Source organism: Metapseudomonas otitidis (genome assembly GCF_011397855.1).
Classification (GTDB): domain Bacteria; phylum Pseudomonadota; class Gammaproteobacteria; order Pseudomonadales; family Pseudomonadaceae; genus Metapseudomonas; species Metapseudomonas otitidis.
The window spans coordinates 5752682-5769940 of the sequence record NZ_AP022642.1 but is presented as its reverse complement, the minus strand read 5'-3'; the positions used below and the strand labels follow the sequence as shown (position 1 = coordinate 5769940).

Genomic DNA, 17259 nt, shown 5'->3' with positions numbered 1-17259 from the left:
ATTATGACACCGGCGGGCTCAGCGAGGGTGGCGCAGGCACGCCTCCAGCCCCTGGCGCCAGCCGGGCAGGGCGACGTCCCAGTCGCGCCGCAGCTTGCTGCCGTCCAGCCGCGAGTTGAGCGGCCGTTGGGCGGGCGTCGGGTAGGCGCTGCTGGGGATGGGCTCCAGGCGGGCGCAGGGCTTGCCTTGGGTCTTGAGCGTCTCGGCGATGGCGCTGGCGAAACCGAACCATGAGGTCTCGCCGCCGGCCGTGAAGTGGTAGGTGCCCCAGGCCTGGCGGCCTTGTTGCCAGCGCTGGATCAGGGCAACGGTGGCGGTGGCGATGTCGCCGGACCAGGTGGGTGCGCCGACCTGGTCGTCCACCACGTTCAGCTGTTCGCGCTCCTGCAGCAGGCGCTGCATGGTGAGCAGGAAGTTGCGCCCGTGCAGGGAGTAGACCCAGCTGGTGCGCAGGATCAGGTGTGCACCGCCCACCGCGCGGATCGCCTCTTCCCCGGCCAGCTTGCTGCGGCCATAGACGCCCAGCGGGTTGGGTCGGTCGTCCTCGGTGTAGGGCGCAGTCTTGCGGCCATCGAAGACGTAGTCGGTGGAGTAGTGGATCAGCGGCGCGCCCAGGGCTGCGGCCTCTTCGGCCAGCACGCCGGGGGCGGTGGCGTTGAGGGCGAAGGCGGCCTCGGGCTCGCTCTCGGCCTGGTCCACGGCGGTGTGGGCGGCGGCGTTGATGATCAGCTCCGGGCGCTCGGCACGGACCCGCTGGCGGATGGCCTCGCTGTCGGCAAGATCGAGACGGTCGCGGCCCAAAACCAGCAGTTCGCCCTGGCCGGCGAGGGCCAGTGCCAGTTCACGGGCGACCTGGCCGCTATGCCCGGTGACGATGATCTTCACGGGAACACCTCGGCGTCTTCCAGGCGCACGCCGGCCTGGTCCTTGGCGGAGAGCTGGGGGGCTTCGCCCAGTTGCCAGTCGATGGCGAGCGTCGGGTCATCCCAGCGGATGCAGCGTTCATGGGCCGGGGCGTAGTAGTCGGTAGTCTTGTAGAGGAACTCGGCGAACTCGCTGAGCACCACGAAACCGTGGGCGAAGCCTTCCGGAACCCAGAGCTGGCGCTTGTTCTCGGCGGACAGGTGCACACCGGCCCAGCGGCCGAAAGTGGGCGAGCTGCGGCGGATGTCGACGGTGATATCCCATACCTCACCTGCTGTGACCCGCACCAGCTTGCCCTGGGGCTGCTGCAGTTGGTAATGCAGGCCGCGCAGCACGCCCTTCTGCGAGCGGGAGTGGTTGTCCTGCACGAAGTCCCGCTTGAGGCCTGTGGCCTCTTCGAAGGAGCGGGCGTTGAAGCTTTCCATGAAGAAGCCGCGCTCGTCGCCGAAGACGCGGGGTTCGAGGATCAGTACGTCCGGCAGGTCGGTCTTGATGACGTTCATGCCTGTTCTCCCGCCAGCTTGAAGAGGTACTGGCCGTAGCCGGTCTTGCCGAAGGCCTTGGCCCGCTCCAGCAGCAGCGTCTTGTCGATCCAGCCGTTCTGGTAGGCGATCTCTTCCAGGCAGGCCACCTTGAGCCCCTGGCGGTGCTCGATGGTCTGCACGTACTGGGCGGCTTCCAGCAGGCTGTCGTGGGTGCCGGTGTCGAGCCAGGCGAAGCCGCGACCGAGTTTTTCCACCCGCAGATCACCGCGTGCGAGGTAGGCATTGTTGATGTCGGTGATCTCCAGTTCACCACGCGGCGAGGGCTTCACGGCCTTGGCGATCCGGATCACGTCGCTGTCGTAGAAGTACAGCCCGGTAACGGCATAGCTGGACTTGGGCTTGGCAGGCTTCTCCTCGATGGAAAGGGCCTGGCCTTGCGCATCGAACTCGACGACGCCGAAGCGCTCCGGGTCGTTGACCCAGTAGCCGAACACGGTCGCGCCTTTGGCGCCACTGGCCGCGCGCTTGAGCTTTTCGGTGAAGTGCTGGCCGTGGAAGATGTTGTCGCCGAGGATCAGGCACACCGAGTCGTCGCCGATGAAATCCTCGCCGATCAGGAAGGCCTGGGCCAGGCCATCGGGCGAGGGCTGTTCGGCGTAATGGAGGCTGACGCCGAAGGCGCTGCCATCGCCCAGCAGGTTGCGGTACTGCGGCAGGTCCTGGGGGGTGGAGATCACCAGGATCTCGCGGATGCCGGCGAGCATCAGCACCGAGAGGGGGTAGTAGATCATCGGCTTGTCGTAGATCGGCAGCAGCTGCTTGGACACGCCGAGGGTGATGGGGTGCAGACGGGTGCCTGAGCCCCCCGCGAGGATGATGCCTTTCATGCGTGGGCTCCCAGCCGTTCGCGTTGATAGCTGCCGTCCTGTACGTGGCGGCACCATTCCAGATTGTCGAGGTACCACTGAACGGTCTTGCGCAGGCCGCTGTGGAAGGTCTCCTGGGGTTTCCAGCCCAGTTCGCGCTCGATCTTGCCGGCGTCGATGGCGTAGCGCAGGTCGTGGCCCGGGCGGTCCTTGACGTGGGTGATCAGGTCCTCGAAACGGGCGATGCCGGCGGGCTTGGCCGGGGCCAGCTCTTCCAGCAGGGCGCAGATGCCGCGCACCACCCCGATGTTCTTCTGCTCGTTGTGGCCGCCGATGTTGTAGGTCTCGCCCACCTGGCCACGGGTCACCACCTCCACCAGGGCGCGGGCGTGATCCTCCACGAACAGCCAGTCGCGCACTTGCAGGCCATCGCCATAGACCGGCAGCGGCTTGCCTTCGAGGGCGTTGAGGATCATCAGCGGGATCAGCTTCTCGGGGAAGTGATAGGGGCCGTAGTTGTTCGAGCAGTTGGTCAGCAGCACCGGCAGGCCATAGGTGCGGTGCCAGGCACGGACCAGGTGGTCGGACGCGGCCTTGCTCGCGGAGTAGGGCGAGCTGGGGGCGTAGGGCGTGGTCTCGGTGAACAGGTCGTCCACGCCATGCAGGTCGCCATACACCTCGTCGGTGGAAATGTGGTGGAAGCGGAAGGCTGCCTTGCGCTCGGCGTCCAGGGACGACCAGTAGGCGCGGGTGCTTTCCAGCAGGGCATAGGTGCCGACGATGTTGGTCTGGATGAAGGCCGCCGGGCCGTCGATGGAGCGGTCCACATGGGACTCGGCGGCCAGGTGCATGATGGCGTCCGGCTGGAACTGGGCCAGTGCATTGCTTACTGCCTCGCTGTCGGCGATATCGGCCTTGAGGAAGCGGTAACGGGGATGGCCTTCGATGCTGACCAGCGATTCCAGGTTGCCGGCGTAGGTCAGTCTGTCGAGGTTGAGGACTTCATGGTCCGTCTCGTTCAGCAGGTGTCGGACGAGAGCCGAACCGATGAAACCGGCTCCGCCGGTGATAAGAATGCGCATATCTTGGACCAGATGATTAACGTTGGGGGCGTGGGCCGCGAACAGGAATGGTCGTTGAATGTGCGGGGCCTTCCGAGTCCCTTGGGTGGATGTTGATGTGTTCGCAGAGAGTAAATTGACGGCTCTAAGTTATTAAACCTCTGATAGAAAAAATCCTCGCAGTGCGAGGATTTTAGATAATTGGTGCCGGCACCAGGAATCGAACCCGGGACCTACTGATTACAAGTCAGTTGCTCTACCTGCTGAGCTATACCGGCGAGGGGCGCCATTATAGCGATTGGCTGGGCCGAGTAAACCTCCCTCAGAGGGAGGGCGTGATGTCGGCCGATGCTTATGCACAAAAGGCATGAAGCTGGGACGATCGTGCAGCAAACCTGTGACGCTGTTCATGGAAATGCCGCAAGTGGCTGTTTCACAGGCGCTTTGCCGACCTGGCCAGAAAATGACCGACTCGACCGGCGTGGCGGCTTGAAGGCGTTCCGGGGTGTTGCTCAGAAAGCATCAACAGAGTTATCCACAGGTTCTGTGGGCAACTTTTCGCGTTCGGCCAGGAGCATCAGGTTGCGCGGCGTCAGGTGGTGGGCGCAGAAAGGGCCGGCCTTGACCCGGTAGCCCTGCTCCTCCAGGTACAGCGCCCGATCCAGCAGCAGCCAGCATTCCAGGGGCCGCCGGTAGAGGGCCCGCAGCAGCTCCAGGTTGCGTACCTGGGCCAGGCGCTGCCAGCCGAGGGCTTCCAGCGCTGCCCAATCCGGTTCGGTGGTGATGGTGAGCGCGCGAAGGGCTGCCAGGTCATGGCAGTACCGGTCGAATGGCTTGTCCAGCCAGGCGACCGGCAAGGAGGGCGTGGTCAGGTAGGTGTCGCTGCCGCGCAGATGCCGCTGCAGGTGGTCGAAGGCCAGGCGGCGGGCCATGGAGCGGTCGCGCTGTCGGCGGACGCGCGCGCCTGCGGTGACGGTTTCGCTCTGCACCAGGCGCAGGTCCCGGCGGTCCAAGTGGAGTTTGCTGGCTTGTGCGGCGGCGGAGAGCGGGGTGTAGGCCTCGTTGGCGATGCGGTTGTAGCAGCAGGGTGCAATGGCGAGCTGTTGGCATCCGGCCTGGCTGGCCAGCTGCATGAGGCGCACGTGCAGGTCGCCGCAGGCATGCAGGGCGACGGTGGTGTGTTCCGGGGCCAGGCAACTGCCCGTGTCGGGTGCCAGTACGTCCTGCTGGCGGTGCTGGGCCTTGATCGGTACGCGATCACTCAGGCGTTGCCCGTCCTCCACCAGCTGCGGGTCCAGCTCCAGGGCTGTGAGCTCGCCGTGGCGCCAGGCCAGGGCGCGGCCGAGGTGGCCCTTGCCGGCGCACCAGTCCAGCCAGTGCCGGGGTTGGCGCTGGAAGGCGAGGTGATCGGCAAAGGCGCGGATCTGCTGCCACTTGCGCCCGGGTACATCCAGTTCCAGTTTGGCCGGCCATTCGCCGTTGCCCAGGCTGTCCAGTGGCGGCAGTGCGGTCAGGGCACGGGCTGTGGCGGCCAGTTCGGCGAAGGGCGTCGGTGCGTCGGGCAGGTCCAGCTCACCATGGGCGGCTTCGGCCTGTTCCAGTGTCCGGCTGCGCAGCCAGGCCGCGAGTTCGGGAAGCTCGGATTCCCAGGCCAGGACGGGCTCGGTGAAGGGCTCGGGTTGCCAGAAGCGCTGCCCGTCGACGAGGAAACGGTCGAGCGCCTGGAAGCGTTCCAGCAGTTCGGCGCCCTGGAGCGGGGCGGGATGAGGCATCTGGGAGGACGTGGGTGATGGCGGGGAGCCGGAGTATACGCCGCTCCCGGGTGGGAGCGGCGCTCAGGGTCAGCGGCCCTGGCAGGCGTCGACCCGCAGCCATTTCTCCAGCAGGCGGAAGGCGCGGACCAGTACGAAGGCGATCACCAGGTAGAACACCCCGGCGGCGAAGAAGATCTCCACCGGCAGGTAGGTGCGGGCGATGATGGTGCGCGCCATGCCGGTCAGCTCCAGCAGGGTCACCGTGCTGGCCAGGGCGCTGGCCTTGAGCATCAGGATCACTTCGTTACTGTAGGCCGGCAGGCCGATGCGTGCGGCACGCGGCAGGATGATGTGCACCAGCGTTTTCGCCTGGGACATGCCCAGGGCCCGCGCCGCTTCGATCTCGCCCGGCGGGATGGCCTGGATGGCCCCGCGGATGATCTCGGCGATGTAGGCGGCGGTGTGCAGGGTCATGGTGATGACCGCACACCAGAACGGGCTGCGCAGGTACGGCCACAGGTCGCTGTGGCGCACCGCCTCGAACTGGGCCAGGCCGTAGTAGATCAGGAACAGCTGGACCAGCAGCGGCGTGCCGCGGAAGAAGAAGATGTAGCCGTAGGGCAGGGCGCGCACGTACCAGTGGCGGGAGGCGCGGGCGATGCCCATGGGCAGCGCCAGGATCAGCCCGGCGACCACGGCGATGGCCACCAGCTCCAGGGTCAGCAGCGCCCCGTCGAACAGGCGCGGCAGGTACTTGATGATCACGTCCCAGTTCATGCCGCGCTCCTCTTGAAGCCGCGTCCGGCGCGTTTTTCCAGCCAGTGCATGCCGATCATGGCGAGGACGGTCAGGCCCAGGTAGATGAAGGCCGCCACCAGGTAGAAGGTGAAGGGCTCCTTGCTGGCGGTCACGGCGATCTGCGAACGGCGCATGATTTCCTCGAGGCCGATCACCGAGACCAGCGCGGTGTCCTTCATCAGGATCATGAACAGGTTGCCCAGGCCCGGCAGGGCGATGCGCCACATCTGCGGCAGGATCAGGCGCCAGAGGATGCGCCCGTTGGACAGGCCCAGCGCCAGGCCGGCCTCACGGTGCCCCTTGGGGATCGCCAGGATGGCGCCGCGGAACACCTCGGTGGCGTAGGCGCCGAAGCACAGGCCGAGGGCGATGGTACCGGCGGCGAAGGCCGACAGCTCCAGACCGGGCACGCCGATCTTGTCGCCGATGGCGCGCATGAGGTTCACGGTGCCGAAGTAGATCAGCAGCACCCAGAGCAGCTCGGGCACCCCGCGCACCAGGGTGGAGTAGGTCCCGCCAAGCCACTGCAGCGGCTTCTTGGGGGAAGTCTTGGCCAGCGCACCGAGCAGACCCAGCACCAGACCGAGCGACAGCGCGCAGAGCGCCAGCTTGATGGTCATGAGGGTGCCGGCCGCCAGGGCGGGGCCGAATCCGTAGAGGTCGAGGTTCATCTGCAAGGCTACTGCTGGGGACCGGCGCCGCGTGGGCGGCGCCGGTCAGGCGGGCATCAATAGATGCTGAAAGGGAAGTACTTGTCGTTGATCTTCTTGTAGGTGCCGTCCGCGACGATTTCCTTCAGGGCCGCGTTCAGCTTCTCGCGCAGGGGGTCGCCCTTGCGCACGGCGATGGCGATCTTGTCGTTGTCGAACACCGGCTCGCCCTTGAATTCGAAGCCCTTGCCGGCATCGCTCTTGAGCCATTCCCAGTTCACGAACTTGTCGGCCAGCACGCCGTCGACGCGCCCGGAGGCCAGGTCGAGGTAGGCGTTCTCCTGGGTGTCGTAGAGCTTGATGTCGACGATGTCCGCCATGTTGTCTTCCAGCCAGGTGCCGGCGATGGTGGCACGCTGGGCACCGATGACCTTGCCTTTCAGGCTGGCCTTGTCGGTCTTGAAGTCAGCGTCCTTGGCGGCGATGAACTGGAGCTTGTTGGTGTAGTAGGCGTCGGTGAAGTCGACGGCCTGCTTGCGTTCCTCGGTGATGGACATCGAGGCGGCGAGGAAGTCGAACTTCTTGGCGTTCAGGGCCGGGATGATGCCGTCCCAGTCGGAGGTGACCACGTCGCACTCCACCTTCATCTTGGCGCACAGGGCCTGGGCGACCTCGACGTCGAAGCCACCGACCTTGCCGCTGGCGTCGATCAGGTTGAAGGGCGGGTAGGCGCCTTCGGTGCCGATCTTCAGCTTGTCGGCGGCCACGGCGTGGGTGCCGAAGGCCAGGGTGGCGGCAGCGGCCAGCAGGATCTTCTTGTAGTTCTTCATGCGTACTTGCTCCGTGTTTTAGCGATTGCTGGACATGAATTGTTTGCAACGCGCCGAGGTCGGGTTTTCGAACACCTGCTGCGGCGGACCCTGTTCCTCCACCAGGCCCTGGTGGAGGAAGACCACCTCGGTGGACACCTGGCGGGCGAAGTTCATCTCGTGGGTCACCAGCAGCATGGTCCGGCCCTCTTCGGCGAGTGCGCGGATCACGTTAAGCACTTCTTGTACCATCTCGGGGTCGAGGGCCGAGGTGGGCTCGTCGAACAGGATCACTTTAGGCTGCATCGCCAGCGTCCGCGCGATGGCCGCGCGCTGCTGCTGGCCGCCGGAGAGCTGGGCGGGGTAGGCGTGGCGCTTGTCGGCGATGCCGACCTTGGCCAGCAGGGCCTCGGCCACCTCGGTGGCTTCGGCCTTGCTCTGGCCGAGCACGCGGCGCGGCGCCTCGATGATGTTGTCGAGGACCGTCATGTGCGGCCAGAGGTTGAAGTTCTGGAAGACGAAGCCGATCTCGCTGCGCAGGCGATTGATCTGGCGGTTGTCGGCGGCCACCAGTTCGCCGGAGCGGGCGGCCTTCAGCTTGAGTTCCTCGCCGGCCACGATGATCTGGCCCTTGTGCGGGTTCTCCAGCAGGTTGATGCAGCGCAGGAAGGTGGACTTGCCGGAACCGGAGGAACCGAGGATGGAAATGACGTCACCGTCGCGGGCGGTCAGGGAAATGCCCTTCAGCACCTCCAGTTCGCCGTAGCGTTTATGCAGGTCGCGGATTTCTAGCGCGGGCGTGGCCTCGGCCATGGGGGTTCCTCTTATTGTTCGGATGCGCTCCGGCTGCGATCGGCCTTCCTGGCGAGGGGGCAACCTAGCATAGGCCCCAGGGGGCGCCAAGGGCGCTTCCGGGGCGTGACCGGGCGGTTTCGCTGGCTTGTCGCATCATTGCAGGCGATTGTCGCGCGGACGCAAGAAGGCCTGGAAAAGCGGGTGCGGCGCACCCTACGCGCAAACGCCTGGCAATTCCAGTGCCAGGCCGTCGCGGTCAGCGGGCGAGGAGGGCGCTGACCTTGCCGCGCAGTTCCTCGATGCCGAAGGGCTTGGCGATCACGTCCTGGAGGGCGGCGCGGGCGGGGTCGGGGCGGATCGATTCGGCGTAGCCGGTGGCGAACAGCACGCGCAATGACGGGTGCAGGGTGCAAGCCCGCGTCGCCAGTTCCTGGCCGTTCATCCCGGGCAGGCCGACATCGGTGAGCAGCAGGTCCACCGACTCATGCTCCAGCAGTGCAAGGGCCTGTGCCGCGTCGCCGGCTTCCAGCGCCTCGTAGCCGAGCTCTTCCAGCACTTCCACGGTGAGCATGCGGACCACCTCGGCATCCTCCACCACCAGCACGCGCCCCAGGGGCGGGGTGCCCTGCCCGAGGGCATCGGCGTGACGTTCTTCTATGGGCAAGGAAACCTCCGACGGGTTCATGGCGGGCGCTTGCCGGCGCCGGGCTGGGCGATATAGCACGGTTGGCGCCGTGGCGCCCCCGTGTCCGCGCCGCATCGGTGCGCGGGCACCCGGACAGTGCGTGACCGGGTACGGCAGTTTAGAAGAACACGGGCAGAAAAAATTCCCACAATTTATGTGAACCTTTCCCACGCTTAAGGTGCTCCAAGCGAAGCGATAATGCGGCACCCCATCGTCGCCCAGGATTCGATTGGTTAATGCAAAAACTCGCATTACCATGCCGGACCCGCATTTTTACCCTTCATATCGGTGATTTTCGGCGCTAAGCCAGGGAAGCCAGATGACCAATGATCTGACAGACGAGACGCGTTTCCGTCGCATCCTCGCGCGCAACGTTGCGTTGCCGCTGGGGGTGGGCGTCGCCGGGGCCGCCCTGTTCGTGGCCCTGATCTCCTACCTGCTCTATGTCCTCAGCTGGGTCGAGCACACCGACCAGGTGATCAGCAATGCCAACGATGGCCTGCGCCTGTCGGTCGACCAGGAATCCGGCATGCGCGGCTACCTGATCAGCGGCAATGCAGCCTTCCTGCAGCCTTACGAACAGGCGCGGCCGCGGATCAAGGCCGCCATGGAGGGCCTGCGCGAACTGGTGGCGGACAACCCCGCCCAGGTCGAGCGGGTGCGCGCCATCGAAGCCCTGCAGGCCGAGTGGGACCGCTTCGCCACCCAGATGATCAGCCGCAAGCAGAACGGCGAGAACGTCTCCGACACCGTCAGCGAAGGCCGTGGCAAGCAACTGGTGGACGCCATCCGCGAGCAGTACCGCACCTTCATCAACATGGAGCGGCAGCTGCGCCACGAGCGCAACGAAAAGGCCAACTCCACCGCCATCTTCACCATCAGCCTCTACCTGCTGTTCAGCCTGACCTTCGCGGGGGCGCTGGCGTACTTCGGGCGCCGTGAGCTGGTGGCGCTGTCCAGCACCTACGGCGAGTCCCTCGCCCAGCAGCGTGCCCACAGCGAGCACCTCACCCAGCAGCGCTGGCTGGGGGACGGCCAGGCGGCCCTGTCGGAGCGCCTGCTCGGCCAGCAGTCGCTGCCGGTGATCGGGCGCAACGCCCTGGAATTCCTTGCCGCGTACCTGGGCATGGCCGTGGGCGCCCTGTACCTGCGGGAAGAGGGCGGCGCCCTGCGGCGCGTCGCCAGCTACGGCCTGGAGCGCGACGACCAGGCGCCCGACCAGATCCTGCCGGGCGAAAGCCTTGTGGGGCAGGCGGCCCAGGAGAACCGCGTGATGGCTCTGGACGACCTGCCCGCCGGCTACCTCAGGGTCGCCACCAGCCTCGGCCAGACCGACGCCGAAGGCGTGCTGCTGGTGCCCACCCACAGTGACGGCGTGGTCAACGGCGTGCTGGAGCTGGGCTTCCTGCGGCGCCTCTCCGCCCGCGACCAGGCGCTGATGCCGCTGATCGCCGGCAACCTCGGCACCGCCATGGACGCATCCCGCTACCGCCAGCGCCTGCAGGAAGTGCTGGGCGAGACCCAGCAGCTCAACGAAGAGCTGCAGGTGCAGCAGGAAGAGCTGAAGACCGCCAACGAGGAACTGGAAGAACAGTCCCGCGTGCTGCGCGAGTCCCAGGCCAGCCTGGAGGCCCAGCAGGCCGAGCTGGAGCAGACCAACGAGCGCCTGGCCGAACAGGCCCAGGAGATGGCCGCCCAGCGCGATGACCTGGACGACAAGAACACCGCCCTGCAGCAGGCCCGCCTGGAGCTGGAGGCCCGTGCCGAAGAGCTGCAGCGCGCCAGCCGCTACAAGTCCGAGTTCCTCGCCAACATGTCCCACGAGCTGCGCACCCCGCTGAACAGCTCGCTGATCCTCGCCCGCCTACTGGCCGACAACCCCGAGGGCAACCTCAACGACGAGCAGGTCAAGTTCGCCGAGTCCATCTATTCCGCCGGCAACGACCTGCTCAACCTGATCAACGACATCCTCGACATCTCCAAGGTCGAGGCCGGCAAGCTCGACCTGCGCGCCGAGAATGCCCCGGTGCGGCGCCTGGTGGACGGCCTGCGCGAGCTGTTCACCCCGCTGGCCGAGCAGAAGGCCCTGGCCTTCAGCGTCGAGGTGGCCGACGACGTGCCCGACCAGCTCTGCACCGACCGGCAACGGGTGGAGCAGATCATCAAGAACCTGCTGTCCAACGCCATCAAGTTCACCGACCAGGGCGCCGTGTCCCTGCGGGTCGAGCGGGTTCCGGAGGGCATCGCCTTCGCCGTGCGCGACAGCGGCATCGGCATCCGCGCCGACCAGCTGGACCTGATCTTCGAGGCCTTCCGCCAGGCCGACGGCACCACCAACCGCCGCTACGGCGGCACTGGCCTCGGCCTGTCCATCTCCCGCGACCTGGCGCAGCTGCTTGGCGGCAGCATCCAGGCCAGCAGCGAGCCGGGCCGGGGCAGCCTGTTCACCCTGGTGCTGCCGGAACACTGGACGCCGGCCGAGGAGCCGCCGGCGCCCTTGCCCGCGCCCAAGCCCAGTGCGCCGACTCCGCCGCCCGCCCGCCCGGCCGTGGTTGCGACCCTGGCACCGGCCACCCACGCGCCGATCCCCACCTTCCCCGACGACCGTGACCAGGCCTCGTCGGATGAGCGCTGTGTACTGGTGATCGAGGACGAGCCCAAGTTCGCCCAGATCCTCTACGACCTGGCCCACGAACTGGGTTACCGCTGCCTGGTGGCCCACGGTGCCGATGAAGGCTTCCATCTCGCCGAGCGCCATGCACCGGACGCCATCCTGCTGGACATGCGCCTGCCCGACGAGCCGGGCCTCTCGGTGCTGCAGCGCCTCAAGGACACGCCCCGCACCCGCCACATTCCCGTGCACGTCATCTCGGTGGAGGACCTCAGCGAGGCCGCGTTGCACCTGGGCGCGGTGGGCTACGCGGTCAAGCCCACCACCCGCGAGCAGCTCAAGGACGTGTTCGCCCGCCTCGAAGCCAAGCTCACCCAGAAGGTCAAGCGCGTGCTGCTGGTGGAGGACGACGCCCTGCAGCGCGACAGCATCGCCCGGCTGATCGGTGACGACGACATCCAGATCACCGCCGTCGAGTTCGGCGAACAGGCCCTGGAGCTGCTGCGCAGCACCCTGTTCGACTGCATGATCATCGACCTCAAGCTGCCCGACATGCAGGGCAACGAGCTGCTGCGGCGCATGGGCAGCGAGGACATCTGCTCCTTCCCGCCGGTGATCGTCTACACCGGGCGCAACCTCTCCCGGGACGAAGAGGCCGAGCTGCTCAAGTACTCCCGCTCCATCATCATCAAGGGCGCGCGCTCGCCGGAGCGCCTGCTGGACGAGGTCACCCTGTTCCTGCACAAGGTCGAGTCGGAACTCTCCAGCGAACGGCAGAAGATGCTCAAGACCGCCCGCAGCCGCGACCGTGTGTTCGAAGAGCGGCGGATCCTGCTGGTGGACGACGACGTGCGCAACATCTTCGCCCTCACCAGCGCCCTGGAACAGAAGGGCGCGCGGGTGGAAATCGCTCGCAACGGACGTGAGGCGCTGGACAAGCTCGAAGCCGTGGACGATATCGATCTGGTGCTGATGGACGTGATGATGCCGGAGATGGATGGCTACGAAGCCACCCGGCGCATCCGCCAGCAGCCACGCTGGGCCAAGCTGCCGATCATCGCCGTCACCGCCAAGGCGATGAAGGACGACCAGGACCTGTGCATCCGCGCCGGCGCCAACGACTACCTGGCCAAACCCATCGACCTGGATCGCCTGTTCTCGCTGATCCGTGTCTGGCTACCGCGTCTGGAGCGCATCTAGATGGCCGACCGCACCCAGGAAATCGAGCTGCGCCTGCTCATCGAGGCGATCTACCTCAAGTACAGCTACGACTTCCGCGACTACTCGGGCGCTTCCCTCAAGCGCCGGGTGCTCTACGCCCTGCGGCAGTTCGACTGCGCCACCATCTCGGCCCTGCAGGAGCGCATCATCCACGACCCGCAGGCCTTCCACGAGCTGCTGCAGTACCTGACGATCCCGGTCAGCGAGATGTTCCGCGACCCCTCCTACTACCTCGCCCTGCGCCAGGAAGTGGTGCCCATCCTGCGCACCTACCCCTCGCTCAAGGTGTGGATCGCCGGCTGCAGCACCGGCGAGGAGGTGCATTCCATGGCCATCCTGCTGCACGAGGAAGGGCTGCTGGAGCGCACCCTGATCTACGCCACCGACATCAACCCGCGCTCCCTGGAGAAGGCCCGGCGCGGCATCTACGCCCTCGACGACATGCGCAAGTACAGCGAGAACTACCGCCTGGCCGGCGGCCAGGGCTCGCTGTCGGACTACTACACCGCCGCCTACGACGGCGCCCTGTTCGACAAGTTGCTGCGCGAGAACGTGACCTTCGCCGACCACAGCCTGGCCACCGACAGCGTGTTCTCCGAGACCCAGCTGATCTCCTGCCGCAACGTGCTCATCTACTTCAACAAGCAGCTGCAGGACCGCGCCCTCGGCCTGTTCCACGAATCGCTCTGCCACCGCGGCTTCCTCGGCCTGGGCAGCAAGGAGAGCCTCGACTTCTCCGCCTACGCCGGCCACTTCGAAGCCCTCAACCGCCCGGAACGGGTGTTCCGCAAGCTATGAACGGGCCCGAGCGCACGGCCGTGGTGGTGGGCGCCTCCGCCGGAGGGGTGGAGGCCCTGCTTCAGGTGTTTGCCGGGCTGCCGGCGGGCTACCCGCTCACCCTGGCCTGCGTGCTGCACCTGCCCGAAGGGCGCGAGAGCCTGCTGGCCGACCTGTTCGCCCGGCGCCTGGCGGTGCGCGTGCGCGAGGCCCGGGACAAGGAGAGCCTGGCCCCCGGCACCCTCTACGTCGCCCCGCCGGGCTACCACCTGTCCATCGAACGCGACGCCAGCTTCTCCCTCAGCCGCGAGGAGCCGCTGCATTTCTCCCGGCCTTCCATCGACATCCTCTTCGAGTCCGCCGCTGACTGTTACGGCGAGCGCCTGGTGGGGGTGCTGCTGACCGGCGCCAACGAAGACGGTGCCCGCGGGCTGGCCTATATCCAGCAACAGGGCGGCCTCAGCGTCGTGCAGGACCCGCACGACGCCCAGGTGCCGACCATGCCCGAGGCCGCGCTGGCCACTCACCGTCCCGACCACATCCTCCCGTTGCGGGGCATCCGCGACCTCCTGGCACGACTGGACCCTACCCATGCCGAGTAATCCACCAAGCAAGCTGCTGATCGTCGACGACCTGCCGGAGAACCTGCTGGCCCTGGAAGCCCTGATCAAGGAGGACGGCCGCGAGGTGCACCAGGCCGCCTCCGCCGACGAGGCCCTGGCCCTGCTGCTGGAGCACGAGTTCGCCCTGGCCATCCTCGACGTGCAGATGCCGGGCATGAACGGCTTCGAGCTGGCCGAACTGATGCGCGGCACGGAGAAGACCAAGCACATCCCCATCGTCTTCGTCAGCGCCGCCGGCCGCGAGCTGAACTACGCCTTCAAGGGCTACGAGAGCGGCGCGGTGGACTTCCTCTACAAACCGCTGGACACCCACGCCGTGCGCAGCAAGGTGGCGGTGTTCGTCGAGCTGCACCGCCAGCGCAAGCTGATGGCCCAGCAGCTGGAAGCCCTGGAGGCGGCGCGCCGCGAGCAGGACACCCTGCTGGCCGAACTGCGCGCCACCCAGGCCGAGCTGCAGCGCGCGGTGCAGATGCGCGACGACTTCATGTCCATCGTCTCCCACGAGCTGCGCACCCCGCTCAACGGCCTGATGCTTGACACCCAGCTGCGCCAGAACCACCTGGCCAAGGGCAACGTCGCGGTGTTCACCGAGGCCCGCTTGCGCACCCTGTTCGACCGGGACGAGCGGCAGATCCGCAGCCTGGTCCGGCTGATCGAGGACATGCTCGACGTCTCCCGCATCCGCACCGGCAAGCTCTCCATCCGCCCCGAGCCCTGCGAGCTGGGGCAACTGGTGCGCCATGTGGCGGAGAACTTCGCCGCGCAGATGGAGGCCGCCGACTGCGCGCTGGACCTGCAGGTGGAGGACGGCGTCACCGGCGTGTGGGATGCCTTCCGCATCGAGCAGGTGGTCAGCAACCTGTTCAGCAACGCCCTGCGCTACGGCACCGGCAACCCGGTGCAGGTGGTGGTGCGGCGTGACGGCGAATGGGCGCGGGTGGAGGTGCGCGACCAGGGCATCGGCATCTGCGCCGAGGACCAGAAGCGCATCTTCCAGCAGTTCGAACGGGCCGGCGGCGCCGACAAGGTGGCGGGGCTGGGGCTGGGATTGTTCATTTCCGAGCAGATCATGCTCGCCCACGGCGGCCGCATCGAGCTGTGCAGCACACCGGGGGTGGGTTCCACCTTCAGCCTGCTGCTGCCGACTGCCTGAGGCGGTTCAGGCCGCCAGCGGCCGCGCCAGGGGCAGGTGCAGCGTCGCCACCAGGCCGCCTTCCGGCTTGTTGTGCAGGCTGGCGCTGCCGCCCAGGCGCTCCATGATCATCGCCACGATGGACAGGCCGAGGCCGGCGCCGTGGCTGTTGCCCTCGCTGTAGAAACGCTGGAACACCCGCTCCAGCTTGTCCGGCTCGATGCCTGGGCCCTGGTCGTCCACGGCCAGCAGCAGTTCATCCCCTTCCCGCCGCAGCGACACCCGGATCAGCCCGCCGGGGGGCGAGTGGTTGACCGCATTGGCCACCAGGTTCTGCACGGCGATGCCGATCACCCCGGCATCGCTGTCCAGGTGGTAGTCGCCGGGCTCGATCTCCATGGCCGGCTCCATGCCCTTGCCGATGATCCAGGGGGTGAGTTCGGCCAGGGTGTCGGTGACCACCTTGGCCAGGTCGATGGGGGTGCAGGGGCGCTGGGCCAGCAGTGGCTCGACCCGGGCCATGGTCAGCAGCTGGTTGACCACCCGGCTGAGCCGGTCCACCCCGCCGATGAGGAAATCCAGCGCCTTGCGCCGGTCCTGTTCGTTCTCCGCCTGCAGGGCGTTCTGCGCGTGCAGCCGGAGGATGGCCAGCGGCGTGCGCATTTCGTGGGCGGCATCGGCGATGAAGCGGTGCTCGCGGCGCAGCAGCGCGTCGATCTGCCCGAGCAGGCGGTTCAGGGCCGCCTGCATGGGTTCCAGCTCCCGGGGCAGCGGCACCAGTTGCAGCGGTTCGAGGGATTCGGCGTGCCGCGCGCGGATCACCCGCGCCATGTTCTGCAGCGGTTTCAGGCCCCAGCCGATGGCCAGCCAGACCAGCAGCGCCAGGGCCAGGCTGCCTACCAGGAAGGGCGCCAGGGTGTGGCGCACGATGCGTGAGACCAGGTCGCCGCGCACGTCATTGCGCTCGCCCACCCAGATCAGCACGTGCTGCTCCGGCACCGGCAGGAGGAAGCCGCGCCACTGGCGGCCCTCCAGGGTCAGGTTGCTGAAGCCCGGCTCGCGCAGCGGCTGGTCGAACTGCGGGGCGCTGGGGGTGCGCACCAGCACGTCGCCATTCTCCCGCCACACCAGGAAGGCCAGCTTGCTCTCGTAGGGGTGACCGACGCGGTGCTTGCCGGCCTTGGCCAGGGCGTCGTTGTAGGCGGCGTAGAGGGCCTGCCGCTCGGGGTCGGCCAGCGGCATGCTCATCACCCCCTGGAGCAGGCGGGCGTTCTGCGCCAGGTGGGCGTCGTAGATCTCGGCGATCTCGTGGCTGCTGTCGTGGTGGTTGTACAGGGCGAGCAGGCCGGTGCCGAGCAGCAGCAGCGCCATGACCCGCCACAGCGTGCGCTGGCGCAGTGAACTCATGCCTGCCCTTCCACCAGGTAGCCGATGCCACGCACGGTGCGGATCAGCTCGCTGAAGAGCTTCTTGCGCAGGTGGTAGATGTGCACTTCCAGAGTGTTGCTCTCGGCCTCTTCCTCCCAGCCATAGAGCAGCTGGGTCAGGCGCTCGCGGGTGAAGACCTTGCCCGGCTGGGCCAGCAGTTCGTGCAGCAGCAGGTATTCCTTGGGCGTCAGCACTACGGTCTGGCCGTTGTAGGTGACCTGCTGGCTGGAGGGGTCGAGGGTGATCCCGGCGTGCTCGATCAGCACCGTGGCGCGGCCCGTACTGCGGCGCAGCAGGGCGCGCAGCCGGGCCTTCAGCTCGTTGAGGTCGAAGGGCTTGACCAGGTAGTCGTCGGCGCCCGCGTCGAGGCCGGCGATGCGGTCCTCGGTGGCGTCGCGGGCAGTGAGGATGAGCACCGGCAGGGTGGCGCCGCCGCCGCGCAGGCGCTTGAGCAGCTCGATGCCGTCCAGGCGCGGCAGGCCGAGGTCGAGCACCACCAGGTCGAATTCCTCGGTCTGCAGGGCGTGCAGCGCGCTGGCGCCGTCCTGCAGCCAATCGATGGTGTAGCCCTCCTGGCGCAATCCGGTGCGCACCCCTTCGCCGAGGGCGGGGTCATCCTCTACCAGCAGCAGACGCATGC

General features: G+C 67.2%; 16 protein-coding genes and 1 tRNA gene. 4 read left to right on the top strand and 13 right to left on the bottom strand.

Going from position 1 to position 17259, the window contains the following annotated elements; genetic code table 11:
• Nucleotides 1-18 precede the first annotated feature (18 nt).
• The 11 genes from rfbD to PotMrB4_RS26655 form a co-directional block, all read right to left on the bottom strand.
• Complete coding sequence (gene rfbD, locus PotMrB4_RS26705) at nt 19-885, bottom strand: dTDP-4-dehydrorhamnose reductase (protein ID WP_172434897.1); 867 nt, start codon at nt 883-885, stop codon at nt 19-21.
• The gene (gene rfbC, locus PotMrB4_RS26700) at nt 882-1427 is read right to left on the bottom strand and encodes a dTDP-4-dehydrorhamnose 3,5-epimerase (protein ID WP_172434896.1); all 546 of its coding nucleotides are present in this window, start codon (nt 1425-1427) and stop codon (nt 882-884) included. The genes rfbD and rfbC overlap by 4 nt, the downstream gene beginning before the upstream one ends.
• Nucleotides 1424-2296, bottom strand: coding sequence for a glucose-1-phosphate thymidylyltransferase RfbA (gene rfbA, locus PotMrB4_RS26695; protein WP_172434895.1), 873 nt, complete (start codon nt 2294-2296; stop codon nt 1424-1426). The genes rfbC and rfbA overlap by 4 nt, the downstream gene beginning before the upstream one ends.
• Nucleotides 2293-3357 (bottom strand): dTDP-glucose 4,6-dehydratase, encoded by a 1065-nt coding sequence (gene rfbB, locus PotMrB4_RS26690; RefSeq protein ID WP_172434894.1) that lies wholly within the window; start codon nt 3355-3357, stop codon nt 2293-2295. The genes rfbA and rfbB overlap by 4 nt, the downstream gene beginning before the upstream one ends.
• A 181-nt stretch (nt 3358-3538) precedes the next feature.
• Nucleotides 3539-3614: transfer RNA gene (locus PotMrB4_RS26685), tRNA-Thr, on the bottom strand.
• Nucleotides 3615-3848: 234 nt separating this feature from the next.
• On the bottom strand, nt 3849-5108 hold the full coding sequence (locus PotMrB4_RS26680) for a methyltransferase (RefSeq protein WP_172434893.1): 1260 nt from the start codon (nt 5106-5108) through the stop codon (nt 3849-3851).
• A gap of 69 nt (nt 5109-5177) precedes the next feature.
• Entirely contained in the window at nt 5178-5867 is a 690-nt protein-coding gene (locus tag PotMrB4_RS26675) for an ABC transporter permease (protein ID WP_074973882.1), read from the bottom strand.
• Nucleotides 5864-6559 carry an ABC transporter permease gene (locus tag PotMrB4_RS26670; protein ID WP_044405367.1) on the bottom strand — a complete coding sequence of 232 codons (696 nt, stop codon included), beginning with the start codon at nt 6557-6559 and terminating at the stop codon, nt 5864-5866. The genes PotMrB4_RS26675 and PotMrB4_RS26670 overlap by 4 nt, the downstream gene beginning before the upstream one ends.
• Nucleotides 6560-6615: 56 nt before the next feature.
• The gene (locus tag PotMrB4_RS26665; protein WP_044405369.1) at nt 6616-7368 is read right to left on the bottom strand and encodes an ABC transporter substrate-binding protein; all 753 of its coding nucleotides are present in this window, start codon (nt 7366-7368) and stop codon (nt 6616-6618) included.
• 18 nt (nt 7369-7386) lie between these two features.
• The gene (locus PotMrB4_RS26660) at nt 7387-8160 is read right to left on the bottom strand and encodes an ABC transporter ATP-binding protein (protein ID WP_044405371.1); all 774 of its coding nucleotides are present in this window, start codon (nt 8158-8160) and stop codon (nt 7387-7389) included.
• Nucleotides 8161-8398: 238 nt separating this feature from the next.
• Nucleotides 8399-8806, bottom strand: a complete 408-nt coding sequence (locus tag PotMrB4_RS26655; RefSeq protein WP_268193484.1) for a response regulator — start codon at nt 8804-8806, stop codon at nt 8399-8401.
• A gap of 340 nt (nt 8807-9146) precedes the next feature.
• Here PotMrB4_RS26655 and PotMrB4_RS26650 point away from each other — a divergent pair, with 340 nt between their 5' ends.
• From PotMrB4_RS26650 to PotMrB4_RS26635, 4 genes are read left to right on the top strand one after another with little or no spacing between them, the layout of a single operon-like run.
• Entirely contained in the window at nt 9147-12638 is a 3492-nt protein-coding gene (locus tag PotMrB4_RS26650; RefSeq protein ID WP_172434892.1) for a response regulator, read from the top strand.
• Nucleotides 12639-13457 (top strand): CheR family methyltransferase, encoded by an 819-nt coding sequence (locus PotMrB4_RS26645; protein ID WP_044405374.1) that lies wholly within the window; start codon nt 12639-12641, stop codon nt 13455-13457.
• Nucleotides 13454-14038: a chemotaxis protein CheB gene (locus tag PotMrB4_RS26640; protein ID WP_044405376.1), complete on the top strand. Its 585-nt coding sequence runs from the start codon at nt 13454-13456 to the stop codon at nt 14036-14038. The genes PotMrB4_RS26645 and PotMrB4_RS26640 overlap by 4 nt, the downstream gene beginning before the upstream one ends.
• The gene (locus PotMrB4_RS26635) at nt 14028-15212 is read left to right on the top strand and encodes a hybrid sensor histidine kinase/response regulator (RefSeq protein ID WP_107330309.1); all 1185 of its coding nucleotides are present in this window, start codon (nt 14028-14030) and stop codon (nt 15210-15212) included. The genes PotMrB4_RS26640 and PotMrB4_RS26635 overlap by 11 nt, the downstream gene beginning before the upstream one ends.
• A 6-nt stretch (nt 15213-15218) precedes the next feature.
• Here the strand turns inward: PotMrB4_RS26635 and PotMrB4_RS26630 are convergent, their stop codons facing one another.
• Both PotMrB4_RS26630 and PotMrB4_RS26625 read right to left on the bottom strand, forming a co-directional pair.
• On the bottom strand, nt 15219-16598 hold the full coding sequence (locus PotMrB4_RS26630; RefSeq protein WP_172434891.1) for a sensor histidine kinase: 1380 nt from the start codon (nt 16596-16598) through the stop codon (nt 15219-15221).
• Nucleotides 16595-17257 carry a response regulator gene (locus tag PotMrB4_RS26625; RefSeq protein ID WP_044405381.1) on the bottom strand — a complete coding sequence of 221 codons (663 nt, stop codon included), beginning with the start codon at nt 17255-17257 and terminating at the stop codon, nt 16595-16597. The genes PotMrB4_RS26630 and PotMrB4_RS26625 overlap by 4 nt, the downstream gene beginning before the upstream one ends.
• Nucleotides 17258-17259: the final 2 nt, after the last annotated feature.